General features: G+C 59.6%; 20 protein-coding genes and 1 pseudogene. 18 read left to right on the top strand and 3 right to left on the bottom strand.

What is annotated here, in order from left to right; genetic code table 11:
* The first annotated feature begins 14 nt into the window (after positions 1-14).
* Positions 15-1,343, top strand: coding sequence for a type I glutamate--ammonia ligase (gene glnA / locus ACFOTD_RS18440; RefSeq protein WP_378121306.1), 1,329 nt, complete (start codon positions 15-17; stop codon positions 1,341-1,343).
* Between the two features lie 87 nt (positions 1,344-1,430).
* Here the strand turns inward: glnA and lexA are convergent, their stop codons facing one another.
* Positions 1,431-2,054 (bottom strand): transcriptional repressor LexA, encoded by a 624-nt coding sequence (gene lexA, locus ACFOTD_RS18435; protein ID WP_378121304.1) that lies wholly within the window; start codon positions 2,052-2,054, stop codon positions 1,431-1,433.
* Between the two features lie 164 nt (positions 2,055-2,218).
* Here lexA and ACFOTD_RS18430 point away from each other — a divergent pair, with 164 nt between their 5' ends.
* The 4 genes from ACFOTD_RS18430 (at position 2,219) to ACFOTD_RS18415 (ending at position 4,563) form a co-directional block, all read left to right on the top strand.
* Entirely contained in the window at positions 2,219-2,668 is a 450-nt protein-coding gene (locus tag ACFOTD_RS18430) for a LysM peptidoglycan-binding domain-containing protein (protein ID WP_378121302.1), read from the top strand.
* A gap of 161 nt (positions 2,669-2,829) precedes the next feature.
* A complete protein-coding gene (locus tag ACFOTD_RS18425) occupies positions 2,830-3,027 on the top strand; it encodes a DUF896 domain-containing protein (RefSeq protein WP_378121300.1) in 198 nt (65 codons plus the stop codon).
* Between the two features lie 121 nt (positions 3,028-3,148).
* Entirely contained in the window at positions 3,149-3,667 is a 519-nt protein-coding gene (locus tag ACFOTD_RS18420; RefSeq protein WP_378121298.1) for a hypothetical protein, read from the top strand.
* A gap of 95 nt (positions 3,668-3,762) precedes the next feature.
* Entirely contained in the window at positions 3,763-4,563 is an 801-nt protein-coding gene (locus ACFOTD_RS18415) for an HAD family hydrolase (protein ID WP_378121297.1), read from the top strand.
* 55 nt (positions 4,564-4,618) lie between these two features.
* Here the strand turns inward: ACFOTD_RS18415 and ACFOTD_RS18410 are convergent, their stop codons facing one another.
* Positions 4,619-5,158 (bottom strand): cupin domain-containing protein, encoded by a 540-nt coding sequence (locus ACFOTD_RS18410; RefSeq protein WP_378121295.1) that lies wholly within the window; start codon positions 5,156-5,158, stop codon positions 4,619-4,621.
* Positions 5,159-5,334: 176 nt separating this feature from the next.
* Here ACFOTD_RS18410 and metH point away from each other — a divergent pair, with 176 nt between their 5' ends.
* The 13 genes from metH (at position 5,335) to ACFOTD_RS18345 (ending at position 22,204) form a co-directional block, all read left to right on the top strand.
* The gene (gene metH, locus ACFOTD_RS18405; RefSeq protein WP_378121293.1) at positions 5,335-8,784 is read left to right on the top strand and encodes a methionine synthase; all 3,450 of its coding nucleotides are present in this window, start codon (positions 5,335-5,337) and stop codon (positions 8,782-8,784) included.
* Positions 8,785-9,180: 396 nt separating this feature from the next.
* Positions 9,181-11,475: a DEAD/DEAH box helicase gene (locus ACFOTD_RS18400; protein ID WP_378121291.1), complete on the top strand. Its 2,295-nt coding sequence runs from the start codon at positions 9,181-9,183 to the stop codon at positions 11,473-11,475.
* A complete protein-coding gene (locus tag ACFOTD_RS18395) occupies positions 11,472-12,941 on the top strand; it encodes a ribonuclease H-like domain-containing protein (protein WP_378121289.1) in 1,470 nt (489 codons plus the stop codon). The genes ACFOTD_RS18400 and ACFOTD_RS18395 overlap by 4 nt, the downstream gene beginning before the upstream one ends.
* Positions 12,942-13,073: 132 nt before the next feature.
* The gene (locus tag ACFOTD_RS18390; RefSeq protein ID WP_378121288.1) at positions 13,074-13,934 is read left to right on the top strand and encodes an HAD-IIA family hydrolase; all 861 of its coding nucleotides are present in this window, start codon (positions 13,074-13,076) and stop codon (positions 13,932-13,934) included.
* A gap of 93 nt (positions 13,935-14,027) precedes the next feature.
* Positions 14,028-14,846: an Fpg/Nei family DNA glycosylase gene (locus ACFOTD_RS18385; protein WP_378121286.1), complete on the top strand. Its 819-nt coding sequence runs from the start codon at positions 14,028-14,030 to the stop codon at positions 14,844-14,846.
* Position 14,847: 1 nt separating this feature from the next.
* Complete coding sequence (locus ACFOTD_RS18380; RefSeq protein WP_378121284.1) at positions 14,848-15,699, top strand: deoxyribonuclease IV; 852 nt, start codon at positions 14,848-14,850, stop codon at positions 15,697-15,699.
* The gene (locus ACFOTD_RS18375; protein ID WP_378121282.1) at positions 15,692-16,051 is read left to right on the top strand and encodes a cyclic-phosphate processing receiver domain-containing protein; all 360 of its coding nucleotides are present in this window, start codon (positions 15,692-15,694) and stop codon (positions 16,049-16,051) included. Before ACFOTD_RS18380 ends, ACFOTD_RS18375 begins: the two co-directional genes overlap by 8 nt.
* Complete coding sequence (locus ACFOTD_RS18370) at positions 16,048-16,389, top strand: thioredoxin family protein (RefSeq protein ID WP_378121280.1); 342 nt, start codon at positions 16,048-16,050, stop codon at positions 16,387-16,389. Before ACFOTD_RS18375 ends, ACFOTD_RS18370 begins: the two co-directional genes overlap by 4 nt.
* Entirely contained in the window at positions 16,376-17,149 is a 774-nt protein-coding gene (locus tag ACFOTD_RS18365) for an ABC transporter ATP-binding protein (protein ID WP_378121278.1), read from the top strand. The genes ACFOTD_RS18370 and ACFOTD_RS18365 overlap by 14 nt, the downstream gene beginning before the upstream one ends.
* A 1-nt stretch (position 17,150) precedes the next feature.
* Positions 17,151-18,170 (top strand): 23S rRNA (cytidine(2498)-2'-O)-methyltransferase RlmM, encoded by a 1,020-nt coding sequence (locus ACFOTD_RS18360; protein WP_378121277.1) that lies wholly within the window; start codon positions 17,151-17,153, stop codon positions 18,168-18,170.
* A 203-nt stretch (positions 18,171-18,373) separates the two neighbouring features.
* Positions 18,374-19,987, top strand: coding sequence for a serine/threonine-protein kinase (locus ACFOTD_RS18355; RefSeq protein ID WP_378121275.1), 1,614 nt, complete (start codon positions 18,374-18,376; stop codon positions 19,985-19,987).
* Between the two features lie 175 nt (positions 19,988-20,162).
* Entirely contained in the window at positions 20,163-20,858 is a 696-nt protein-coding gene (locus tag ACFOTD_RS18350; protein WP_282908547.1) for a response regulator transcription factor, read from the top strand.
* The gene (locus ACFOTD_RS18345) at positions 20,855-22,204 is read left to right on the top strand and encodes a sensor histidine kinase (protein ID WP_378121274.1); all 1,350 of its coding nucleotides are present in this window, start codon (positions 20,855-20,857) and stop codon (positions 22,202-22,204) included. The genes ACFOTD_RS18350 and ACFOTD_RS18345 overlap by 4 nt, the downstream gene beginning before the upstream one ends.
* Positions 22,205-22,461: 257 nt before the next feature.
* Here the strand turns inward: ACFOTD_RS18345 and ACFOTD_RS18340 are convergent.
* Positions 22,462-22,693, bottom strand: a pseudogene (locus ACFOTD_RS18340) (transposase); the annotation flags it as partial.

The raw sequence follows: 22,693 nt of genomic DNA, 5'->3' as shown, positions 1-22,693 counted from the left end.
TCTAGGAGGCTGTCATGAGCTACTCGCGCGAGGATATCATTCGGATTGCCAAGGAAGAGAACGTACGTTTTATTCGTTTGCAATTTACCGATCTGATGGGCATCATCAAAAACGTGGAAATCCCCGTAAGCCAGCTCCAAAAGGCGTTGGATAACAAAATGATGTTCGACGGTTCCTCCATCGAAGGCTACGTTCGGATCGAGGAGTCCGACATGTATCTGTATCCGGATCTCGATACATGGGTCGTTTTCCCATGGGTCACGGAAGATCGAGTCGCGCGCCTGATCTGCGACATCTATATGCCTGACGGCACGCCGTTCGCAGGCGATCCGCGCGGTATCTTGAAGCGTGCGCTCGAGGAAGCCGAGGAGCTTGGCTATACGTCGTTTAATGTCGGTCCCGAACCCGAGTTTTTCCTGTTCCAGACCGACGAGAAGGGCAATCCGACGACAGAGCTTAACGACCAGGGCGGATACTTCGACCTTGCGCCGACCGATCTGGGCGAGAATTGCCGTCGCGATATCGTGCTTATGCTCGAGGAAATGGGCTTCGAGATCGAAGCATCCCACCACGAGGTCGCACCCGGACAGCACGAGATCGACTTCAAATATGCGGACGCCATCAAGGCGGCCGACCAGATCCAGACGTTTAAGCTCGTCGTCAAGACGATTGCGCGCAAGCACGGACTGCACGCGACATTTATGCCGAAGCCGCTGTACGGCATGAACGGTTCGGGCATGCACTGCCATCAGTCGCTGTTCAAAGGCTCGGAAAATGCGTTCTATGATGCGAACGACCGTCTGGGCCTCAGCACGGTGGCGCGTCATTATATGGCGGGAATCCTGCAGCATGCACGGGGCATGGCGGCCATTACGAATCCGACCGTCAATTCGTTCAAACGGCTCGTTCCCGGCTATGAAGCGCCTTGTTATGTCGCCTGGTCGGCGAGCAACCGCAGTCCGATGATCCGCATTCCTGCGTCCCGCGGCCTCAGCACGCGCGTCGAAGTCCGCAATCCGGACCCGGCTGCCAATCCGTATCTGGCGCTTGCAGTCATGCTGAAGGCGGGCCTCGACGGCATTCGCAACAAGACTGCGCTGCCCGCGCCTGTCGACCGCAATATTTATGTGATGAGCGAAGAAGAACGTATCGACGCAGGCATCCCGAGCCTGCCGCTGAATCTTCGCGAAGCGCTGTCCGAGATGCTGCGCGACGAGATCGTATGCGAGGCGCTCGGCGATCACGCGCTCACGCATTTCTATGAAATGAAGGAAATCGAATACGACATCTATCGCACCCAGGTCCACCAATGGGAGCGGGATCAGTATTTGACGACTTATTAATACTCGGCAACAACAAAGAATCCTCGGCGATCGCTAAGCGATGCCGAGGATTCTTTGTCGTTGCCGTCGATTGATGAAAAAAAGCGATTATCGAATGCTGCGGATTAAACCGATGACTTTGCCCAAAATGCTGACGTTGTTCAAGCGCAAAGGCTCCATCGTCGTATTCTCCGGTTGAAGGCGAATGTGGTCGCGCTCCTTGTAGAACGTCTTGACCGTCGCTTCGTCTTCCTCGGTCATGGCGACGACGATATCGCCGTTCGTAGCCGTCTGCTGCTGGCGCACGATAACGTAGTCGCCGCTATGAATGCCGGCGTCGATCATGCTGTCGCCTCTGACGGAAAGCATGAACACCGTCTGCTCGCCGACCATCTGGGCGGGAAGCGGGAAGTACTCCTCGATATTCTCCGTCGCGGTAATCGGCACGCCTGCCGTGACCTTCCCCACGAGCGGTACCTGACGAATGGACTGCGCGAACTGAATGACAGGATCCTGTTCGCCGTCAGTAATCTCGATCGCGCGCGGCTTGGTCGGATCGCGGCGAATGAGGCCTTTCTTTTCGAGACGGTCTAGATGACCGTGTACGGTAGAGCTCGAAGCGAGTCCGACGGCTTCGCCGATCTCGCGCACGGATGGGGGATAACCCTTGTCCTTGACTTCATTCTTAATAAATTCCAATATGGCGGATTGACGGTTGGACATCTTCGACACCTCGAAGCCCTCCTACTGACTTAAAAATTCATATGACAAATTATAACACAGAACCGGAGTTCGTACAAACATTCGTTCTTAGGGAACTTGTGTTCGTAAAAGTGTTGACTCAAACATATGTTCGTGATATTCTCATATCAGAACAAACGTTTGGGGTGGATGAGATGGTACAAGTACAGCTGCTCGGTTCGGATTCCATGAAGGCTAATGAATATACATATATGAAGATGGAGAGCGGGACGGGGCGAGCATTCGCTTCGTCTGCACGGACCAGGAGTGCGTCGTCGACGGGCATTCTTCAATCGATCGTCTCCTTTAAGGGACTGCGGCTAATTTTGATTCCGATCGTCGCACTGCTGATCTATGCGGGACTGTCCATGATGACTGCATCGGCCGAGCCCGATTCCGTCCGTCCGGCTGCTGCATCGGAAGCGACCGTGTCGGTCGACAGCGGAGATACGCTTTGGTCGATCGCCGAGGGTGCCAAGCCTGCCGGCATGAAGACGATCGCGGCCGTGCACCTGATCATGAAGCGCAACGGACTGACGTCATCCACCATCGCTTCCGGTCAACGCTTGGTCCTGCCGGCCAAGCTATCGGATAAAGCAGACTAGGAACACACATTCCTGTTCGTTCAATATTCGCACTACGAATCTTTCATGAATAGACTATCCTTAATCGACCGATGCATATCGGTCTTTTTTGCTTTAGCCTCGCCTTGACATTCCCCTTGCGATAATGTCAAATTAGAAGAGGCAACACGGGAGGTGACCCTATGGAATTCGACAAGTTGATCGCTCGGATTAACGAGTTGGCACATAAGCACAAAACGATCGGATTAACCGAGGAAGAAACTGTCGAACGGCAAAAGCTGCGCAAGGATTATCTGGACAACTTCAAGCGAAACTTCAGGCAACAGCTCGATCAGATCGAATGGACGGACGAACCGCCCGAAGATACGGTCAAGCATTGATTTGCCCGGATGCAGGTCCGATAATTAATGTCCTAAACGATGGTATGAACGGTCTTATTCATGCGGCAACGCGGCAAAGCCGGCTTAAAGCCGGCTTTGCCTATACATAGGAGGGTATGCAGTGTCACGTTCATGGGAACGCGCCGTACAGCGCAATTCGAAGCAAATCAACAAACGCCGCAAAAAAGAGGGCAAGCAGAGCTTGTCCGCTCCCTCGGTGCAGATCGATCGATTCAAAGGCCGGAGCCTTATTATGCCTTTCACGCTTGTGCTTCTGATCGTATTTTACATTCTATTGTTTAAACCATGGTCCGCGAGCTTTGAACAGAGCGCGGGCATGTTCTGGGCGACAGTCGGCTGTTATGTGCTGCTCGCCGTATTTTACTTCCTCCGCCGGCCTTATTTAGCCGTCTCGAAGGACAGGCTGGAGACGCGCAAATTTGCGGGATACAAGACGCTTAAGCCGCTTGAAATTCGCAAAATCGTCCAGATGCCCGGCTATATCGTCGTAGAGACGATCAAAGGCGGCAACTGGGTGTTCTCCAAGCTGATGAACCGGTATCCGCTGGATGCGATGTCCGTTCGGCTCAAGGAGTTTGCCGGGCAGCATCAGATCGAGTGGGAAACGCGTGCTAAATAAACCGCGGACTTTCGCTTTCTATATGTACGTTTTTTGCGGATAAACCAATGATATTCGGGATTTGAACTATCGCGCACGGGAGAGATGGACGTCAGATGAAGATTCAAGCGGTAATGTTCGATTTGGACGATACGCTGTTATGGGATGACCGCAGCGTCAAACAAGCCTTCGAAGCGACTTGCGAGCACGCTGCAAGGGAAGCGGGCGTCGATACAGCTGCGTTGGAAGAAGCGGTTCGACGCGAGGCGCGTGCGCTTTATGAGACTTACGAGACGTTTTCTTTTACGCAAATGATCGGGATCAACCCCTTCGAGGGTTTGTGGGGGAACTTTAAGGCCGGGGAACATCAAATGTTCAGACGGATGGAAGCCATCGTCCCGGACTATCGGCGCGAAGCATGGACGCGCGGACTCAAGACGCTTGGCGTGGACAATCCGGAGCTGGGGGCCGAGCTTGCCGAGATGTTTCCAGCCCAACGCCGGAAGCTGCCGCTCGCCTATGAAGAAACGTTCGAGGTGCTCGACGCGCTCAAAGGGAATTACAAGCTGCTGCTCTTGACGAACGGGTCTCCCGATCTGCAGGAGGAGAAGCTTGCGATGACGCCGGAGTTGATCCCTTATTTCGACGAGATCGTCATCTCCGGACAGTTCGGGGAAGGCAAGCCGTCGCCGAGGCTGTTCGCTCACGCGCTGCAGCGCCTCGGACTCGAGGCGGAGGCTTGCGTCATGGTCGGCGACAAGCTGACGACCGACATCAAGGGCGCCAACGGCGTCGGGATGATCTCGATCTGGATCAACCGTCACGGAGCCGTACGCGGCGACGAGATCGTGCCGAGCTTCGAGATTGCCAGCTTGACCGAGTTGCAGCCGCTCCTTAACAAGCTTTCCGCGGAATGACAAAAGCGCCGGATCCCAGATGGCGGGATTCGGCGCTTCTTTGCGTTCAAGGAAATTATTTAACGAATGCCGGATCCTCGAAAGGATGGGCGATCCAGCCTTCGGTCTCGATGAACAGGCGGACGGCGACAACCTTCTTGGAGTCGGTCAAGGTAAAGAAGTGAACGCTGCCCTCCGGCACGGAGATAACGTCGCCGGCGCTCAGGATGACGTCGAAGTAACCGGTCTCTTCGTCGCCGCGGATGATAAAGATGCCTTCGCCGGCCGTGATCGCCCGGACTTCGTCTTCGGTATGGGTATGGATCTGCTCGAACTTCTTAAGCAGCTCTTCGATATTCGGCGTGGACTCCGACAATACGACGATGTCCCAGGTCTTGTAGCCGCGGCGTCCGGCAAGGTCGCGGATCTCGGCGTCGAAGGTCGACAGGATCTCGGCTTTGTCGTCTGCGTTCAGGTCGAAGTTCTCCTGCAGGCGCTCAGGCAGTTTGGAAGGATTCCAGTGCTCGTAGAGCACGCCTTGCGTGTCAAGAAAGGAACGGACGTTGTCTTCTCCTTCGATCAGCTCGTTCGTATTGCGGACGCGAACTTTTGCCATTTGCTATTCCTTCTTTCCCACTATGAATTTAAGTATTAGTTGACTAGATTATAATCGTTGCCACGCCATTTGTCGACACATCCAACCTGATCTTTTCGTGAATAAAACATTCTGCTACTATAGAGGTTAATGATTTTACCCATGAAGTTACCCGGAAAAGGATGATACGTCTAAATATGACTTTAACCGATACGAAAGCCCCATTGCAAGAGCTGCTCAAGAAGCGGATCCTGATCCTCGACGGCGCTATGGGCACGATGATTCAGCAGGCGAACCTGACCGCGGACGATTTCGGAGGCGAAGAGCTCGATGGCTGCAACGAAATGCTCGTGCTGACCCGTCCGGACGTCATTCAAGGCATTCATGAGCAATATCTCGCGGCGGGTTCCGACATTATCGAGACCAATACGTTCGGCTCTACTTCAGTCGTGCTGGCAGAGTACGACATACCCGAAAAGGCGAGGGAGATCAACCTGGCCGCCGCAAGGCTCGCCCGAGAAGCTTGCGACAAGTATACGACGCCGGACAAGCCGAGATATGCCGCAGGCGCGCTTGGTCCGACGACCAAGACGTTGTCGGTTACGGGCGGCGTAACGTTCGATCAGCTGGTCGAGGATTATCGCGAGCAGGTCGTCGCGCTTATGGAAGGCGGCGTGGATGCGATCCTGATCGAGACTTGCCAGGATACGCTTAACGTCAAGGCGGCGAGCATCGGCGTCCGGGCGGCGTTCGACCTAATGGGACGGACGCTGCCGATCATGATCAGCGGCACGATCGAACCGATGGGAACGACGCTGGCCGGCCAGAATATCGAGTCTTTTTACGTCTCGCTCGAGCACCTGAACCCGGTGTCGTTCGGATTGAACTGCGCGACGGGCCCCGAGTTCATGCGGGATCACATTCGCACGTTGTCCGCGATCGCGAAGTCAGGCGTCAGCTGCTATCCTAACGCCGGATTGCCTGACGAAAACGGACATTATCACGAGTCGCCCGAATCGCTGGCACGCAAGCTGCGCGCCTTCGCCGAACAAGGCTGGATCAACATCGCGGGCGGCTGCTGCGGCACGACGCCGGCTCATATCAAGGCGATCGCGGACGCGATGGCCGATATCGCGCCGCGCGCTCAGAACGGCGAGCATCCGCCCGCCGTCTCGGGCATCGAGACAGTCTATATCGAGAGCGAGAATCGTCCTTATATGGTAGGCGAGCGCACGAATGTGCTCGGCTCCCGCAAGTTTAAGCGGCTCATCGCCGAGGGCAAGTACGAGGAAGCGTCCGAAATCGCGCGCGCCCAGGTCAAGAGCGGCGCGCATGTCATCGACGTCTGCCTGCAGGATCCCGACCGCGACGAGACGGAGGACATGAAGAAGTTCCTCGACTTCGTCACGAAAAAGGTCAAGGCGCCGTTGATGGTCGACACGACCGATCCGGATGTCATCGACATGTCGCTGAAGTATATTCAGGGCAAGACATTAATTAACTCCATTAATCTCGAGGACGGCGAAGAGAAGTTCGAAAAGGTCGTGCCGATCCTTCACAAGTACGGCGCGGCCGTCGTGGTCGGCACGATCGACGAGCGCGGACAGGCGATCACGCGGGAAGACAAGCTCGAGGTCGCAATACGCTCGCACGATTTACTGGTGAACAAATACGGCTTGCAAGCGGAGGATCTGATATTCGACGCCCTCGTTTTTCCCGTCGGCACCGGGGACGAGCAATACATCGGCTCCGCCAAGGAGACGATCGAAGGCATCCGGCTTATCAAGGAGCGACTGCCGAAGTGCCAGACGATTCTCGGCGTCAGCAACATTTCATTCGGTCTGCCCGAGTCCGGCCGCGAGGTGCTGAACTCCGTATTTCTGTACGAATGCACGAAGGCGGGACTCGATTACGCAATCGTCAACACGGAAAAGCTCGAGCGCTATGCTTCCATTCCCGAGCATGAACGCAGACTTTCCGAAGAGCTGCTCTACAATACGAACGACGCGACGCTCGCCGAGTTCGTCGCCGCTTTCCGGGATAAAAAGGTGGAAAAAAAGGTCAAGGCCGACAACCTGCCGCTGGAAGAGCGTCTCGCCGGCTATGTCGTCGAAGGCAGCAAGGAAGGTCTGCACGCCGATCTCGACGAAGCGCTGGCGAAGTATGCGCCGCTCGACATCATCAACGGACCGCTCATGGCGGGCATGTCCGAGGTCGGACGATTGTTCAACAACAACGAACTGATCGTCGCCGAGGTGCTGCAGAGCGCGGAGGTCATGAAGGCGTCCGTCGCGCATCTGGAGCCTCATATGGAAAAAGCGGACTCCGCCGTAAAGGGCAAGATCATGCTGGCGACGGTCAAAGGCGACGTCCACGACATCGGCAAAAACCTCGTCGAGATCATCCTCTCGAACAACGGCTACAAAATCGTGAACCTCGGCATCAAGGTTCCGCCGGACCAGTTGATCGCCGCTTTCCGCGAGGAGAAGCCTGACGCGATCGGACTGTCGGGGCTGCTCGTCAAAAGCGCGCAGCAGATGGTGCTGACCGCGCAGGACTTGAAGAACGCCGGCATCGACGCCCCGATTCTCGTCGGCGGCGCTGCGCTGACGCGCAAGTTCACGAAGACGCGGATCGCGCCCGAATACGACGGCGTCGTGCTCTACGCCAAGGACGCGATGGACGGGCTCGACATCGCCAACAAGCTGAGCGATCCCGCCCAGCGGGCCGTGATCGAGCAGGAGCATCGGACCGCGCTCGCCACGCTCGAGCGCGAGGAGGAGAAGCCTGCGATGCCCGCGCCGACGCGCGCCCGCAGCGCCAGCGTGTCGCCGGACGCGCCCGTGTTCACGCCGCCGGATTACGATCGCCACGTGCTTCGCGATTATCCGCTCGCGCACGTGTTGCCTTACGTGAACCTGCAGATGCTGATGGGTCACCATCTGGGCCTCAAAGGCAACGTCGATGAGCTGCTCAAGGCTGGAGACGAGCGTACGACGCAGCTTAAGGAAACGATCGACGGCATCATGGCCGACGCGCAGACGAACGGCTGGCTGAAGCCCCAGGCGATGTACCGTTACTTCCCCGCGCAGGGAGACGGCAACGACATCCTGATCTACGATCCGGCCGACCGCAAGACGGTGATCAAGAAGTTTACGTTTCCGCGGCAGGCGGTGGATCCGTTCCTGTGCCTGGCCGATTTCCTGAAGCCCGTAGAGAGCGGCGTCATGGACACCGTAGGTTTCCTCGTGGTGACGGCGGGAGGCAGCACGCGCGAGCAGGCGGAGCGGTGGAAGGAAAACGGCGACTACCTGCGCTCGCACGCGCTGCTCGCTACGGCGCTCGAGGTGGCGGAAGGCATGGCGGAGCGGGTGCATCAGATCATGCGGGATAATTGGGGCTTCCCGGACCCGGCCGATATGACGATGAAGCAGCGCTTCGGCGCCAGGTACCAGGGAATCCGCGTTTCGTTTGGCTACCCCGCATGTCCGGACCTGGAGGACCAAGTGCCGTTGTTCGAACTGATGAAGCCGGAGGACATCGGCGTCCAACTGACCGAAGGCTTCATGATGGAGCCGGAAGCATCGGTGTCCGCGATGGTATTCGCGCATCCGGACGCCAGGTATTTTAACGTGGACAAGGCTTAAACCATGCCTGAACGACAAGCCTTTAATGAAGAGCTGTCCCGGTCGCGTTTGCGGTCGGGTCGGCTTTTTTCGTTGCCGCAACCAGCGGGCAATGAACGATCATTTCCCCGGAAAGCGCAGGATGCGACAATGAGTATCGCGAATCGCACGGCATTAAGCGCTAATTTCGACTGCACTCCGCCGATAGCGCTTTCGTTCGACACTATTATTGCAATTGCGCGACAATTCACACAAATGATCGCATAACCGGTTCAACAACCATTTCCCGGCATCGGGGAAATAAGAAATGATCATGCCGTACGTTCGAGCTAGCCGTTGCCGTACGAACGTACATTCTGTACAATGAGGAATACGAGACACAAACGATCGATACGCAAAAGAATGGAGCGATGCGGCATGAATCCTTTGACGGGAAAAGCGGCGACGATGGAGGAATGGCTGGAGCATCTGAAGCTGAACCGGGAGATCATGGAAAACGTGACCTACTGGCATACGCAGCCTGCCCGTCCCGCGCGGACCGCGCCTTTTCCGCCGGAGCTCGACCCGAGGCTGTCCGCCGCGCTCGGCGCAAGGAGTATCGCTTCGCTCTATACGCACCAGGCATTGGCCTTCGAGTCGGTCCGCGCGGGCCGTCACGTCGTGACCGTCACGCCGACGGCGTCGGGCAAGACGCTCTGCTACAACCTGCCGGTCTTGCAGCGGCTCTTGACCGATCCGAGCGCGAGGGCGCTTTACCTGTTCCCTACGAAGGCGCTCGCCCAGGACCAGGTGGCCGAGCTGCAGGAGCTGGCCGATGCGATGGAGGTCGATATCAAGACGCATACGTACGACGGCGACACGCCGCCGACCGTCCGCCAGGTCATCCGCAACGCCGGGCATATCGTCGTGACGAACCCGGATATGCTCCACTCGGCCATCCTGCCGCATCATACGAAGTGGGTCAAGCTGTTCGAAAACCTCAAATATATCGTGATCGACGAACTGCACGCGTACCGCGGCGTTTTCGGCAGCCATGTGGCCAACGTCATCCGCAGACTGAAGCGAATTTGCCGGTTTTACGGCAGCGATCCGCAGTTTTTGTGCGCTTCCGCTACGATCGCCAATCCGCGCGAGCATGCCGAGCGGCTGATCGAGGAGCCGTTTACGCTCGTCGACGACAACGGCGCGCCGGCCGGGGAAAAGCATCTCGTCTTTTATAATCCGCCCGTCGTCAACCGGCAGCTCGGCATCCGGCGCTCGAGCGTGCTGGAATCGCAAAAGTTGGCGGCGCTGCTGCTCCGAAGCGGCATCCAGACGATCGTCTTCGCGCGCAGCCGCGTCCGCGTAGAGATCTTGCTCACGTACCTGCAGGAGCTGACGAGGCGCGAGTTCGGGCCTAAGTCGATTCGCGGCTACCGCGGCGGTTATCTGCCGAAGCTGCGGCGGGAGATCGAGAAGGGGCTGCGAAGCGGCGAGATTCGCGGCGTCGTCAGCACGAACGCGCTCGAGCTCGGCATCGACATCGGCCAGCTGCAAGCCTGCGTGCTTAACGGCTACCCCGGATCGATCGCGAGCACGTGGCAGCAGTCGGGACGAGCGGGACGCCGGCATGGAAGCTCCGTCACCTTTCTCGTGGCCAGCAGCAACCCGCTCGATCAATACTTGATCCAGCACCCGGAGTATTTTCTCGGACGTCCGCCGGAGGAAGCGCGCATCCACCCGGACAACCTGCTGATTTTGCTCGATCACATCAAGTGCGCCGCGTACGAGCTGCCTTTCGAGGCGGGAGATACGTTCGGCGGGGAGAAGCTCGTCGACCTGCTCGAATTTCTTGCGGAGGAGAAGGTACTGCACGAGAATGCCGGCCGCTGGTACTGGATGGAGCAGGCGTTTCCGGCGCACGGCATCTCGCTGCGCTCCGCGGCGCAGGAAAATTTCGTCATTATCGATATGACGGATGGCCATCGCGTGCTCGGCGAGGTGGACCGGTTCGGCGCGCCGACGCTTATCCACGAAGAAGCGATCTATTTGCACGAGGGCGTTCAATATCAGGTCGAGAAGCTGGATTACCCGGAAAAAAAAGCGTACGTGCGAGAGGTTAACGTGGACTACTTCACGGACGCGAGTCTCGCGGTAGAGCTGAAGGTGCTGCACGTAGACAAGGAGCGCGAATCGCCGGGGGGAGCCATCGTACGCCAATACGGGGAGCTGATGGTGACGGCCAAACCGACGATTTTTAAAAAAATGCGATTGCGCACGCACGAAAACATCGGCTCCGGTCCGATCCATCTGCCCGAAGAGGAGCTGCATACGAGCGGCTATTGGTTTTCCTTCTCCGAGGAAGCCGCCGCCGTCCGCAGCGCGAACGATATGCAATCCGCCTTGCTGGGGCTCGCCAACGTGCTCGTCCATCTCGCGCCGCTGCATCTGATGTGCGATCCGATGGACATCTGCGTCGTGCCGCAGGTGAAGGCCGTGCATACGAAGCAGCCGACGATTTACTTTTACGACCGTTATCCGGGGGGCATCGGCCTTAGCCAGCGCTTGTACGAAAAGCATGACGAGCTGCTCGCGGAGGCTGGACGACTCATCGAGGGATGCGGATGCCTGAGCGGCTGTCCGGCCTGCGTCGGGCCGATCGAGGAAGTCGGCTTGCTCGGCAAAGACCTGGCGCTCGGGCTGCTGCAAAGAACGGCAGGTGCTGCAGGATGAGCAGTCTGCGCGATCGGCTGACCCGGCTGCGGGCCCATTCGGCTTCGTCCAAGGCAACGGCCGATGCGTCGGCCGTAGGCGCAGCTGCGGAGGCGACGATCGAAGGCGGCCCCGAGCCGCTAAGGGTGAACAAGGGGACGGAGGACAGCTTTACCGGCGAACAAGCCGGCGTCCGCGCATTAGCCGGCGAAGAGACCGCATTCACCGATCCTCAAGACGAAGCAGAAGCGAAAAACGGACGCCATCCGGCATTCGCCGCGCTTAACGTCGAGGAAGTCGACGGCGAGTTCGGCAGCTTTTTGCGGCGTCGCGCGGTCTACCCCCTCGAGCACCGGCACGGCCACTACGTGCTGTCCGAGCTGATGTCCTGCGCCGGCAAGCTGAAGCCGATCACGGCGCGTCAGAACCGGAAGCGGGGGCCGCATGCGGCAGACGCCTCATCCGAGCCGGACAACATCGAAGCGCAGCGGCTTTTGTTCCTTGATACCGAGACGACCGGACTCGGCGTCGGCACGGGCAATTTGCCCTTTATGATCGGATTCGGTTATGCCGACGGCGGAGCGGGGACCTTTACGGTGGAGCAGCTGCTGATCCGTCATCCGGGCGAGGAGCGGGCGATGCTGGCTTATCTGCTCGGCAAGTTCGCGGGGGTCACGCATCTGGTCACCTACAACGGACGTTCGTTCGACTGGCCGGTGCTGACGAGCCGCTTCGTGCTGAACGGGTGGCGGCCGAGCGGCGTCGAGCCGGGGCATCTGGATTTCCTGCATCCTGCCCGCGCATTGTGGAAAAACACGCTGCCATCCTGCAAGCTAAGCCGCATCGAGGAAGATCGGCTCGGTATCGTGCGCGGGGAAGACGTGCCGGGCTCGCTCGCGCCGGAGCTGTATATGAAGTATTTGAGCGACGGGGACGCTTCTCATCTGCGCGGCGTCTATATTCACAACGAACGGGATATTTTGACGCTGGTCACCCTGACCGTGCACTTCGGCGGCGTGCTCGAGGGTCGGCTCGGCGCCGAGTGGGCGCTGCCCGAGGAGCCGGAAGAGCTGTTCCGCACGGCGGCCTGGCTGGCCGATCACGGCGGCGAGCGGCATGCGGAGCGGCTGTTCGCGGCGCTGATCGCGGAGGGCACGCCAGGCGGCCGGTGGCTCCTGCCGGCCGCCGCGCGCCTCAAGAAGCTCGGCCGGCACGGCGAGGCGGCCGAGCTGTGGGAGCGGGCGGCGAGCTTGGCCGAATCTCGGCTGCTGCCGACCGCGGAAGCGCATATCGAGCTGTCGATGCACTACGAGCATCGATGCAGGAAGCCGGCCGTCGCGCTGGATTACGCCGTGCGCGCGCTTGAGCTACTGCAGCGGCGAACTTCGCTGCGCCAGAGCGATCGCATGCGGGCGGAGCTCGATGCGATCAGGCACCGAATGGCTCGGCTTCGCCGCAAGATCGAAGCGATAGGCCGGCCCGGTTAAAATTCCGGGCCGGGCTGTCGCTTCTTTCTATGCCTTGATGGTTGCACACGACTCGACAAAAGGGTATTGTGATTCATATAAAAGCTGGCAGCATCATGAAGTGCAAGACAGCGTCAAAGGAGCCGAAAATGAATGTCGCAACAAATCGCGCTGCTCCGCGAAGACCGTTTCGCCGGACGGCCGAAGGCGGTGCTGCTCGACCTCGACGGCACGCTTTACAGAGGAGAGACGCCGATCGACGGCGCTCCGGAGTTGGTCGGGGAGCTTGAAGGAGCGGGCATCGCCTGCTGGTACTTGACGAACAATTCGACGCGCACGCCCGAGCAGGTAGCCGATCATCTTCGCGGCTTCGGCATCCCGGCCGATGCCGAGCGCGTTATTACGTCCGCGGCTGCCGCGGCGCATTACGCCAAGCAGTGCCATCCTGACGCGGTCGCATACGTCATCGGCGAGCACGGCCTGAAGAGCGCGCTTGCGGAAGCGGGCATCGCGATGCCGGACGAAGCCGAGCGGGCCCAAGGCGCGAAGGTGAATCTTGTCGTGCAAGGCCTCGACCGGAGCTTGAACTACGGACAATTAACCGAGGCGCTCGGTTATTTATTGTCGGGCGCCGACTACTTGCTGACCAATCCGGATCGACGGCTGCCCGTCGGCGACGGTTTTCTGCCCGGCGCGGGAAGCCTGGCCGCGCTGCTGGAGACGGCCAGCGACATCTCGCCGGTCGTCATCGGCAAGCCGTCCGGCATTATGATGCGGTATGCGCTGGACCTGGCGGGTATCGAAGCGTCTGAAGCCTGGGTCGTCGGGGACAACCCGCACACGGATCTCGCTGCGGGCCTTGCGGCCGGTTGTCCGACGGTGCTGGTGCTGACGGGCATATGCGGTCCGGTCGACTGGCGCCGGCGCTGCGAGCAAGCGGGAGCGATGCCGGATGCGGTATGCGCGGGTCCGGATGACGTACGTGCGTTGATTTCGAGGGCTGGAGCTCTTTAACGAACCGGCAGATACATAAACGCTTTGCGGACTCGACGAACGTTAGACGAGAACAGACCATCCGCGAGATGGCTGGAGAAGGGATGGACGAACATGCCGGAATGGCCGGAAATGGACACCTATCGAAGATTGCTGTCGCCGCTCGTATGCGGGCAGATGATCCGGGAGGTTGTCGTGAACCGCGAAAAGACGATTAACGAACCTCCGGAAACGTTCATAGACGCGTTGAAGGGCAAGCGAATATTATTCGTAGAGCGCAAAGGCAAGCACCTGCTCTTCCACTTGGACGACGGCAACCGGCTTTTGCTGCATTTGATGCTCGGCGGCTGGATGTTCTACGGCCAAGACGGGCCGAAGAGCGACGATCACTATCAAGTCATCCTGACGCTGGACGACGGCAACCGGTTGTTTTTCGCGGGACTCAGGCTCGGATTTCTTCACCGTCTGAGCGCCAAAGCGGTGCTGGAGCGTCTGCACGATTTGGGACCGGATCCGATGGATTCGCGCCTTACCGAAGCCGCGTTTGCGGCGCGGCTCAAAAAGCGCAGGGGAAGGCTCAAGCCCGTTCTGACCGATCAGAAGTTTCTTGCCGGAATCGGCAACTGCTATTCGGACGAGATTTGCTTTGACGCCATGATCCACCCTGCCTCGCAAATTTCGGCGCTAAAGGAAGAGCAGATCTCCGTGCTTTACGCTTCCATGCGCAAAGTGCTGACGGAAGCGGCCGACGGCGGCGGATACATGGAGCATCCTTTGACGGCGGAAGACGAGACGACAGGCGGATTTTTGGACAAGCTGCTGATTTACGATCGCGGAGGCGAGCCATGCCCCCGCTCAGGAGACGAGATCGTATTGGAAACGCTGGCGGGAAGAAAAATGTTCTATTGTCCGGCGTGCCAGAAGGAAGCTTGACATGCCGGCTGTAGGCAGCCATGTGAGCACGCGGCGGGGTTTGTACGAAGCGGCGCGCGCCGCGAATCGAATGGGCGGCCATGCGTTCCAGTATTTCCCGTCGAATCCGCGCACGCTCTTCTCCAAGCCGGTCGACGAGGCGGACGCATCCCGCTGCGCGGCGTACTGCCAGGAAGCTGGCATCGTCTCGCTGGGCCATTCCGCCTATGCGATCAATCCAGCCGCGACGGGCGACTCCGCCTCCCAGATGGAGCGATGCGTGCTGGGCGATCTTGCGATCGCGGAGGCTTGCGGATCGATCGGCACGGTCATTCACTTCGGCGTCATCCGCGGCGACGATCCGCTTAAGGGCTATCGCGACATGATCGCCTGGCTGGACAGAACGCTGGCCCGCTGGGAAGGGAAGGCGAAGCTGCTGCTGGAGAATCAGGCCGGCAATCACGGCGACGCCGGCAAGACGCCGGAGGAGATGGTCCAGATCCGCTCGCTGTCCGCCTATCCGGACAAAATCGGCTTTTGCCTGGACACGTGTCATTTGTACGCCAGCGGAGAGTGGAACGGCGCCGATTGGGCTCTATTTCAAGAGCGGGCTTCGAAGCTCGGCTACTGGGAGCATCTCGCGGCCGTGCATTTGAACGATTCACGCTATCCCTCAGGCTCGCGCAGGGATAGGCATGCGCCGATCGGAGAGGGCTATATCGGCGACGACAGTATTCGAGAGCTGCTCGCCTCGCCCGAGATTCGTCGGGTGCCCATCGTTATGGAGACGCCGCCCGATGCGGACGGCACGCACGAAAAACAGATCGCCCGTGTTCTCAAGCTGCTGCGCGAGGGAGACGATTCACTTGATTAACGTTTATTTGGACGATGTGCGGCCTTGTCCCGCCGGCTTTGTCGCGGCACATACTGCAGAGCAATGCCTGCTGCTGCTCCGCGAATACGAAGTGGATATCCTGTCGCTCGATTACGAGCTTGGATACGGGGAGCCCAACGGGTTTGCCGTCGTGGCCGGACTCATCGCCGCGGGCACGCATCCGAGAGAGGTGTACGTTCATTCCTCCAGCATGATGGGCCGCGCCCAGATGGTAAAAGGGCTGCGCGATGCCGGCATCGCCGGCCTGATCGTGCATGACGGTCCGATGCCGGCGGCGGTGCTCGAGGCGGCGGCCAAAGGCGCCGGCGGAGAGAAGGACGAAACGCCGTGACCGAATGGGAAGCCAGGACCTGGCGGCGAGAAATCGAAGAGACGGATGGCGCGCTCGCATTGTTCGTATATACGCCGCTTTGCGGCACTTGCGCGCTCGCGAGGCGAATGCTCGAGGTGGCCGAGGCGTCGCTTACGGACGTTCGAATCGCCTCGGCTAACATCAATTTAATGCCGGGTCTCGCGGAAACTTTTCAGATCGAGAGCGTTCCCTGCTTGCTAATGCGGAGGGCGGACGGCTCGTGGAACAAGGTATACCGATTCGGATCGGTCGTGGAGGTCAGGACGCGGCTCGTCGAATCGTTCAGGGGAGAGGGAAACGATCATGATCGAACTTAAAAATATCGTATGGCGCCGCGAAGATCGGGAGATTTTGCGCGGCGTCGATCTGACGGTCAAAGCCGGGGAGCGCTGGGTGCTGCTCGGCCGCAACGGCTGCGGCAAATCTACGCTGCTCGAAATGATTACGGGCTATTTATTCCCGACGAGCGGCACGATCGACGTTCTCGGCAACCGATACGGACGCGTCGACGTGCGCGAAGTGCGCAAAAGAATCGGGAATATCGGACCGTCACTCATCGAAAAGCTCATCCCCCGCGACCCGGTATGGGAGATCATCGTCGGCGGGATGAACGCTTACTTGCGTATTTACGAGGAAATATCCGACGAAATAAAGGAAAGAGCGCTGGCGGAGCTCGATCGAGTCGGGCTCGGCTCGCGCGCCGAGCAGCCGTTCGGGACGCTGTCCCAGGGCGAACGCAAAAAGGCGCTGCTCGCCCGGACGATGATGGCCGATCCGCAGCTTTTGATCATGGACGAGCCCTGCGCCGGACTTGACCTTTTCGAGCGGGAAAAGTTTCTGGATTCGCTCGAATCGCTGTCCAGGCGCGTCGAGGGCATGTTGTACGTGACGCATCATATCGAAGAGATCGTGCCTTTGTTTACGCATGTGGCGCTTATGGCCGATGGTCGCATCATCGCCGCCGGTCCCAAGCGAGAGGTGCTGACGGCGGAGCTGCTGCGCGACGCCTACGAGGTGCCGGTCAACGTACGCTGGGTCGAAGACAGACCGTGGATCACGGTTGAAAAGGAGGGGTAACGTGTCGGCATTCATAGGAACGAGCAACCCCGGGTTTGCGCCTTTCGCGATGGAAGAGATGCGTAGGCGCTGGCCGGACGTTTCCTTGTCGGGCCTCGCGCCCGGCGAGACCTTCAAGCTTGTCGTCGCCGGCACGGAAGATCGCGAGCTGGTCCGCCAACTTCGTATGGACGAACCTATCTTCTTGCGTCACCTGTTTCCGGTGCGCGAGGAGCTCGACATTCCGCAGCACGCGGAGGAGGTCGCATCCTCCCTCGTCCGCTTCGCCGGTTCGCTGGCCGACGAAGTCAAAGGCGTCAAGGTCGCGGTTCAGGTACGCAAGTCCCAGGACAGTCCGTTCCCCTTTTCGTCGGCCGAAGCCCGCGACCTCATGGTGCCGGCGCTGCTGGAATCTGGAGCGGAGACCGTGTCCCGAGGAGCGAAGTGGATCGTATCCGTATACGCGGCGAAGCGGACTCTTTATCTCGGCTTGTCCGCGCCGGCAGACAACCTGTCCGATTGGCCGGGAGGCGCCGTACGTTTCCGCCGAGAGGAAGGACTCATCTCCCGCGCGGCCTTCAAGCTGCTCGAAGCGGAGCAGACGTTCGACCTGCCGTTCGAACGATTTACGAACGCGCTTGACCTCGGCGCCGCGCCTGGCGGCTGGGCGTCCGTGCTTCTGGAGCGCGGCCTTCGCGTGACGGCGGTCGATCCTGCGGAGATGGACGAGTCGCTCGCAGGACATCCGAGGCTGCGTCACATGCGTCAGAACGCGGCGGACATTTCTTTCCCGCCGGGGACGTTCGACCTGCTCGTGTGCGACATGAGCTGGGACCCGCACCATACGGCCCGGATCGTGAAACAGCTGGCGCCGGCGCTGTCTGCAGGCGCATCCGTCATCGTCACGCTCAAGCTCATGTATAAAAAGCCGATGCAGACGATCGCCGACCTGCTCGGGTCGTACGAGGAGACCTTCGATATCCGAAGGGTCAAGCAGCTGTTCCACAACCGGGACGAAGCGACGGTCTGGATGCGCAAGTAGCCGCGTTTGCGGGTTGCTTCGCGGTCAGGAATTAAGATCAGCCTTCCATTAGCGATCGCAGCATGCTATAATCGGACCGATATGATCGACATAGCACGGGAAAGCATCCCGCGCCGAACCGAATCCCTTTGGGATTACCGGTTTTGGCGCGTTTTTTTGTTTTTATTGCGTCCGCGCGTTTGCAGCGAAGGGAGGAACGGGGCATGAATGGAGAACAAGAGCGACATCCGCTGCCTATATTCGAGCTGGGCCAGCTCGTATCGAACCGGTACAGAATCGCCGGCGGACTGGGCCGGGGCGGAATGGCCCGCGTCTATCTGGCCGAGGACTTGAAGCTTGGCGGGAGGCTGCTGGCGCTCAAGCTGACGCGCACTTACGACGATGCCCAGCGATTTATCGACGAGGCGAGGCTGCTGAGCGCCTTGCGCCATCCGGGGCTGCCGGAGATCGTCGATTACGAGCCGCCGGACGAACGGGGGCTGGCGCTGATCGTCATGACCTATGTCGAAGGCGAGACGCTCGCCGATCGCATGCGCAAGCACGGGATGCGGCTGCCGTTCGGGAAGGCGCTGCGCTATTTGCTGCAGCTGGCGCGGACGCTGCAATATTTGCATGCGCAGCGTCCGCTCGTCGTTTTCCGGGACCTGAAGCCGGCGAATGTCATGATCGACAGCAGGGACGACGCGATTCTGATCGACTTCGGCATCGCCAGGGAGTTCAAGCCCGGCGCGGCGAAGGATACGCTGATGCTCGGCACGCCCGCGTTCGCGGCGCCGGAGCAGCTGCGGGGCGAGCAAAGCGACGCCCGGACGGATCTGTACGGGCTCGGCGCCATTGCCTATTATTTGCTGACGGGGGGCGGCTTTTGCGACCGTAAGGGCGCAAGCAGGCGGCCGATCTGGCAGCGCGACGCGCCGCCGGGATTCGTCGCGTCCGTTGAGCGGCTGCTGTCCGAGCGCCCCGAAGCTCGGCCGGACAGCGCGTCTGACGTCGTTCGCGATTGGGAGGATTATGCCGCCTCCGCGGAAGCGCATGCGCTGGGCGGGCCGTCGACAAGACAGCAAGAACGTCATGCTCAAGCAAGCCGGAACGCTGCAACCGGCCGCCGGGGCACAGCGGTCCGGATCGCTGCGATCTTGTCGGCCTACCCCGGCGCGGGCGCGACATTTCTGGCGCGGCTGCTGTCGTCCAGGCTAAACGGTCTCGGCGTCGCGCACGCCTTGACGGAGAGCCCGGGCGTCGAGCCCGAGCTGTACCGCTGGCTGGACGGCGGGCGGCGCATGCCGGGCCGAGCGGCTTTCGCAGATCCGTCCGGCGCTCGCTCCGTGTCTCCGTCATGGCGCGAGGGGCATGCCGAATATTACCCGCTTCGTCCGGACGAGCCGCCTGGCGGAGCGCCGGAGCCGGGCTTCGCCGCCTGGCTGGGCGCGATCGGCGTGCCGCTCGTGCTGCTCGACGTATCCGGCGCTTGGCAGGATGCGCGGGTGTCGGCCTGGCTAGCGATGCATGCCGATGCGTTATTCGCGGTGGCCGATCCGCTGCCGGTCAAGTGGACGGAGCGACGGCAGCATGGCTGCGCGGAGCTGCTGGCGGCTGCGTCGAGCGCCGGCGCGGCGACGGGTTGGATCGCGAACCGCGACATGGACTTTCCCGGGCGCGGCGAATGGCTCGGTCTGTTTCCGGAGCGGCCGGTGCTCGCGGTGCCGCACTTGCCGCCTGCTGACGCGGTTGCGTGGCTGTGGCAAGGCGGCGATGTCGCGCTGCCGCGGCATTTCGCGGCCGCTGCGGATGCTTTTTGCGCCCGACTGCTGGCCTGAACCGCCAGCCGACATTTGAGGTGCCGCGCCGCTTAATGGGGCGTCGGACCAGCGGTTTCCGGGAATGTATGCTTCATCCATTCGATCTCGCAAGGTCGTCATGGTACAATAGATGTCAGCGGATTCAGACGCTTATTCCAGATTCCGTAGTACGTATAGACAGAGGTGGACGATCATGAGCGAACGTATATTGATCATAGAGGACGAAGACGGCATTGCGCGCATATTAGAGCTCGAGCTCAAGCATGAAGGCTATGAAGTCGGCCGCGCGGCCGACGGCCGCACGGGCCTGGAGATGGCGCTGAGCGGCGAATGGGACCTTCTTCTGCTGGACGTGATGCTGCCCGGCTTGAACGGCGTCGAGGTGCTCCGCAGGTTCAGGCAAAACGACAACGCGGTACCCGTCATCCTGCTGACGGCCCGTGACACCGTTCCGGACAAGGTCAGCGGCTTCGAGCATGGCGCCAACGACTATGTGACCAAGCCCTTCGCAATGGAAGAGCTGCTCGCTCGCGTGCGGAACCTGCTGCGGATTTTCAAGGCTTCGCGCGAGGGAGAGAGCGAGGATGCGCTCAAGATCGGGGACCTGACGATCGAATTGATCACGCGCAAGGTGTATCGCAAGGACCACGGCATCGACCTGACGCCGCGAGAGTTCGAGCTTCTGCTTTATTTGGCGCGGCACAAGGGCACGGAGAAGACGCGGGACGAGATTTTGTCGGACGTATGGGGCTACGAATATATCGGGGATACGAATGTCGTCGACGTGTATATCCGTTATTTGCGCCAAAAAATGGACAAGGGGTATAGGCATAAGCTGCTTCACACCGTGCGCGGCGTAGGCTACATGCTCAAGGAGCCCGAAGTATGACGCTGAGGCTTCGCTTCACGCTTTTTACCGTTTTTTGGTTGATTTTCATACTGATTCTGTACAATGTGTTCGTCTATTACTTCGTCATTAAGGTGACGACGCGCGGCGAGCTGCAGCTGCTATCCAGCAAGGCCGATCTCGTCATGGAGACGCTCCGCAAAAACGAGATGGCCGGCATCGACGACGCTGCGCTGCTCAAGGACATGTACAACGTCAATGAGATGATGCGCATCGTCACGCCGGATTCGCGGGTCGTGAATTCGGTCGGGGTAGACAAGCAGCTGCTCGCTCTGCCCAAAGAAGTCCGCACGGTCTCGCATTCGGACACGATCAAGGTGGACGGTCACCGCGTACTGACCTGGTCCGTGCCGATCTACGACAATCATCGTCTGATCGGGCAGATTGACAGCGCGCGCTATTTGACCGCGCTCGACGGCTACCTGCAGATCTTGCTCGGCGCACTTAGCGTGACCAGCGTCGGCGCGATCATTTTCGCCATCCTCGGCACCTACTGGTTCACGTCCCGGCTGACGGGACCGATCGGGCAGATGGTTCAGACGATGCGGGAGATCGACCGGAGCGGCAAGCTACAGCGGGTGAAGATGGGCCGGGAGGAATCGGTGGAGCTCCAGCAGCTCATTCGCGCGTTCAACCAGATGATCGACCGGCTGGATCGGACGATCGAGCGGCAGAAGCAATTCGTAGCGGACGCCTCGCATGAGCTCAAGACGCCGCTCACCGTCATCGGCAGCTATGCGGACATGCTCAAGCGCTGGGGCCGGGACGACGTCACCGTGCGCGACGAGGCAATCGAGGCTATCGCGCGCGAGACCGAACGGCTCAAGAAGCTGACGCTCTCGATGCTGACGCTGGCGGAGGCCGAGCAGGACGATTGGCTGAATAAGAGCCGGTTCGATATCGTGTCGATCGTCAACGATCTGTCCGGCGTGCTGCGCGCTACGTTCCTGCGGCATATCCGGGTTCATGCAGGCTCGAATACGGTTCTAATGGTCGGAGACAAGGACAAGATCCGCCAGATGATCCTGATTTTCCTGGACAATGCAATCAAATACAGCAAGGAACCGATCGACGTACGCGTCCGGTCGGAGAAAAACACGGTTCGCATCGAAGTGACGGACTACGGCATCGGCATTTCGGAGAACGAGATTCCATACCTGTTCGAACGTTTCTACCGCGTCGACGAGGCTCGGCATCGCGCGACGGGCGGCAGCGGCCTCGGCCTGTCCATTGCCAAGCGAATTATCGATCTGCATGGCGGGACGGTCGAAGTGTTCAGTAAGCCCGGCAGCGGCACGACCATCGCGATTGCGCTTCCGTACAAGTGAGCGCTTCCGCCGTTGCCGAAAGGTCGCGCAACAAAGCCTTCGTGTTTCCGCGCGGGGCGGAGACCGAAGGCTTTGTTCCTATGAAAGAACCTACAAAATCGGCGGCGATCCGCGACCGGTTAGGCGCGCATTCGGCGTTCGGGGGCTTTTCGGATGGTTGGCGGACCCTCAAAACCTGCATATAAAGTCAATTTCATAATTAATTTGGTCATGGAGCCAAGCATGAGGCCAATGTTGGGGAAGTGCTTTTTTTGAGGTTAAGCGGCTGGTTTTGCTTCGCGGATGCGCTTGTTTAATTTGTCTATTGCAAGTTTGCATACATTGTATGTGAGACAACTTAAGTCCATATCTACGAATGCACATCTTTTAAGCTTTCGCGTCGTGCCTAATTCCAGATAAAGTTTTAAATAGGCAAAGACACGCTCAACCGCGGTCCGCTGTTTAAATAATTGATGGAACTTTTCACTGCCTCGCCCAGGTGCAGTGTAT

Origin of the sequence: Cohnella sp. GCM10012308, from assembly GCF_042649185.1 — a bacterium.
Taxonomy (GTDB): Bacteria; Bacillota; Bacilli; order Paenibacillales; family Paenibacillaceae; genus Cohnella.
The sequence above is the reverse complement of the archived record's forward strand: the minus strand, read 5'-3'. Positions and strand labels throughout refer to the sequence as shown.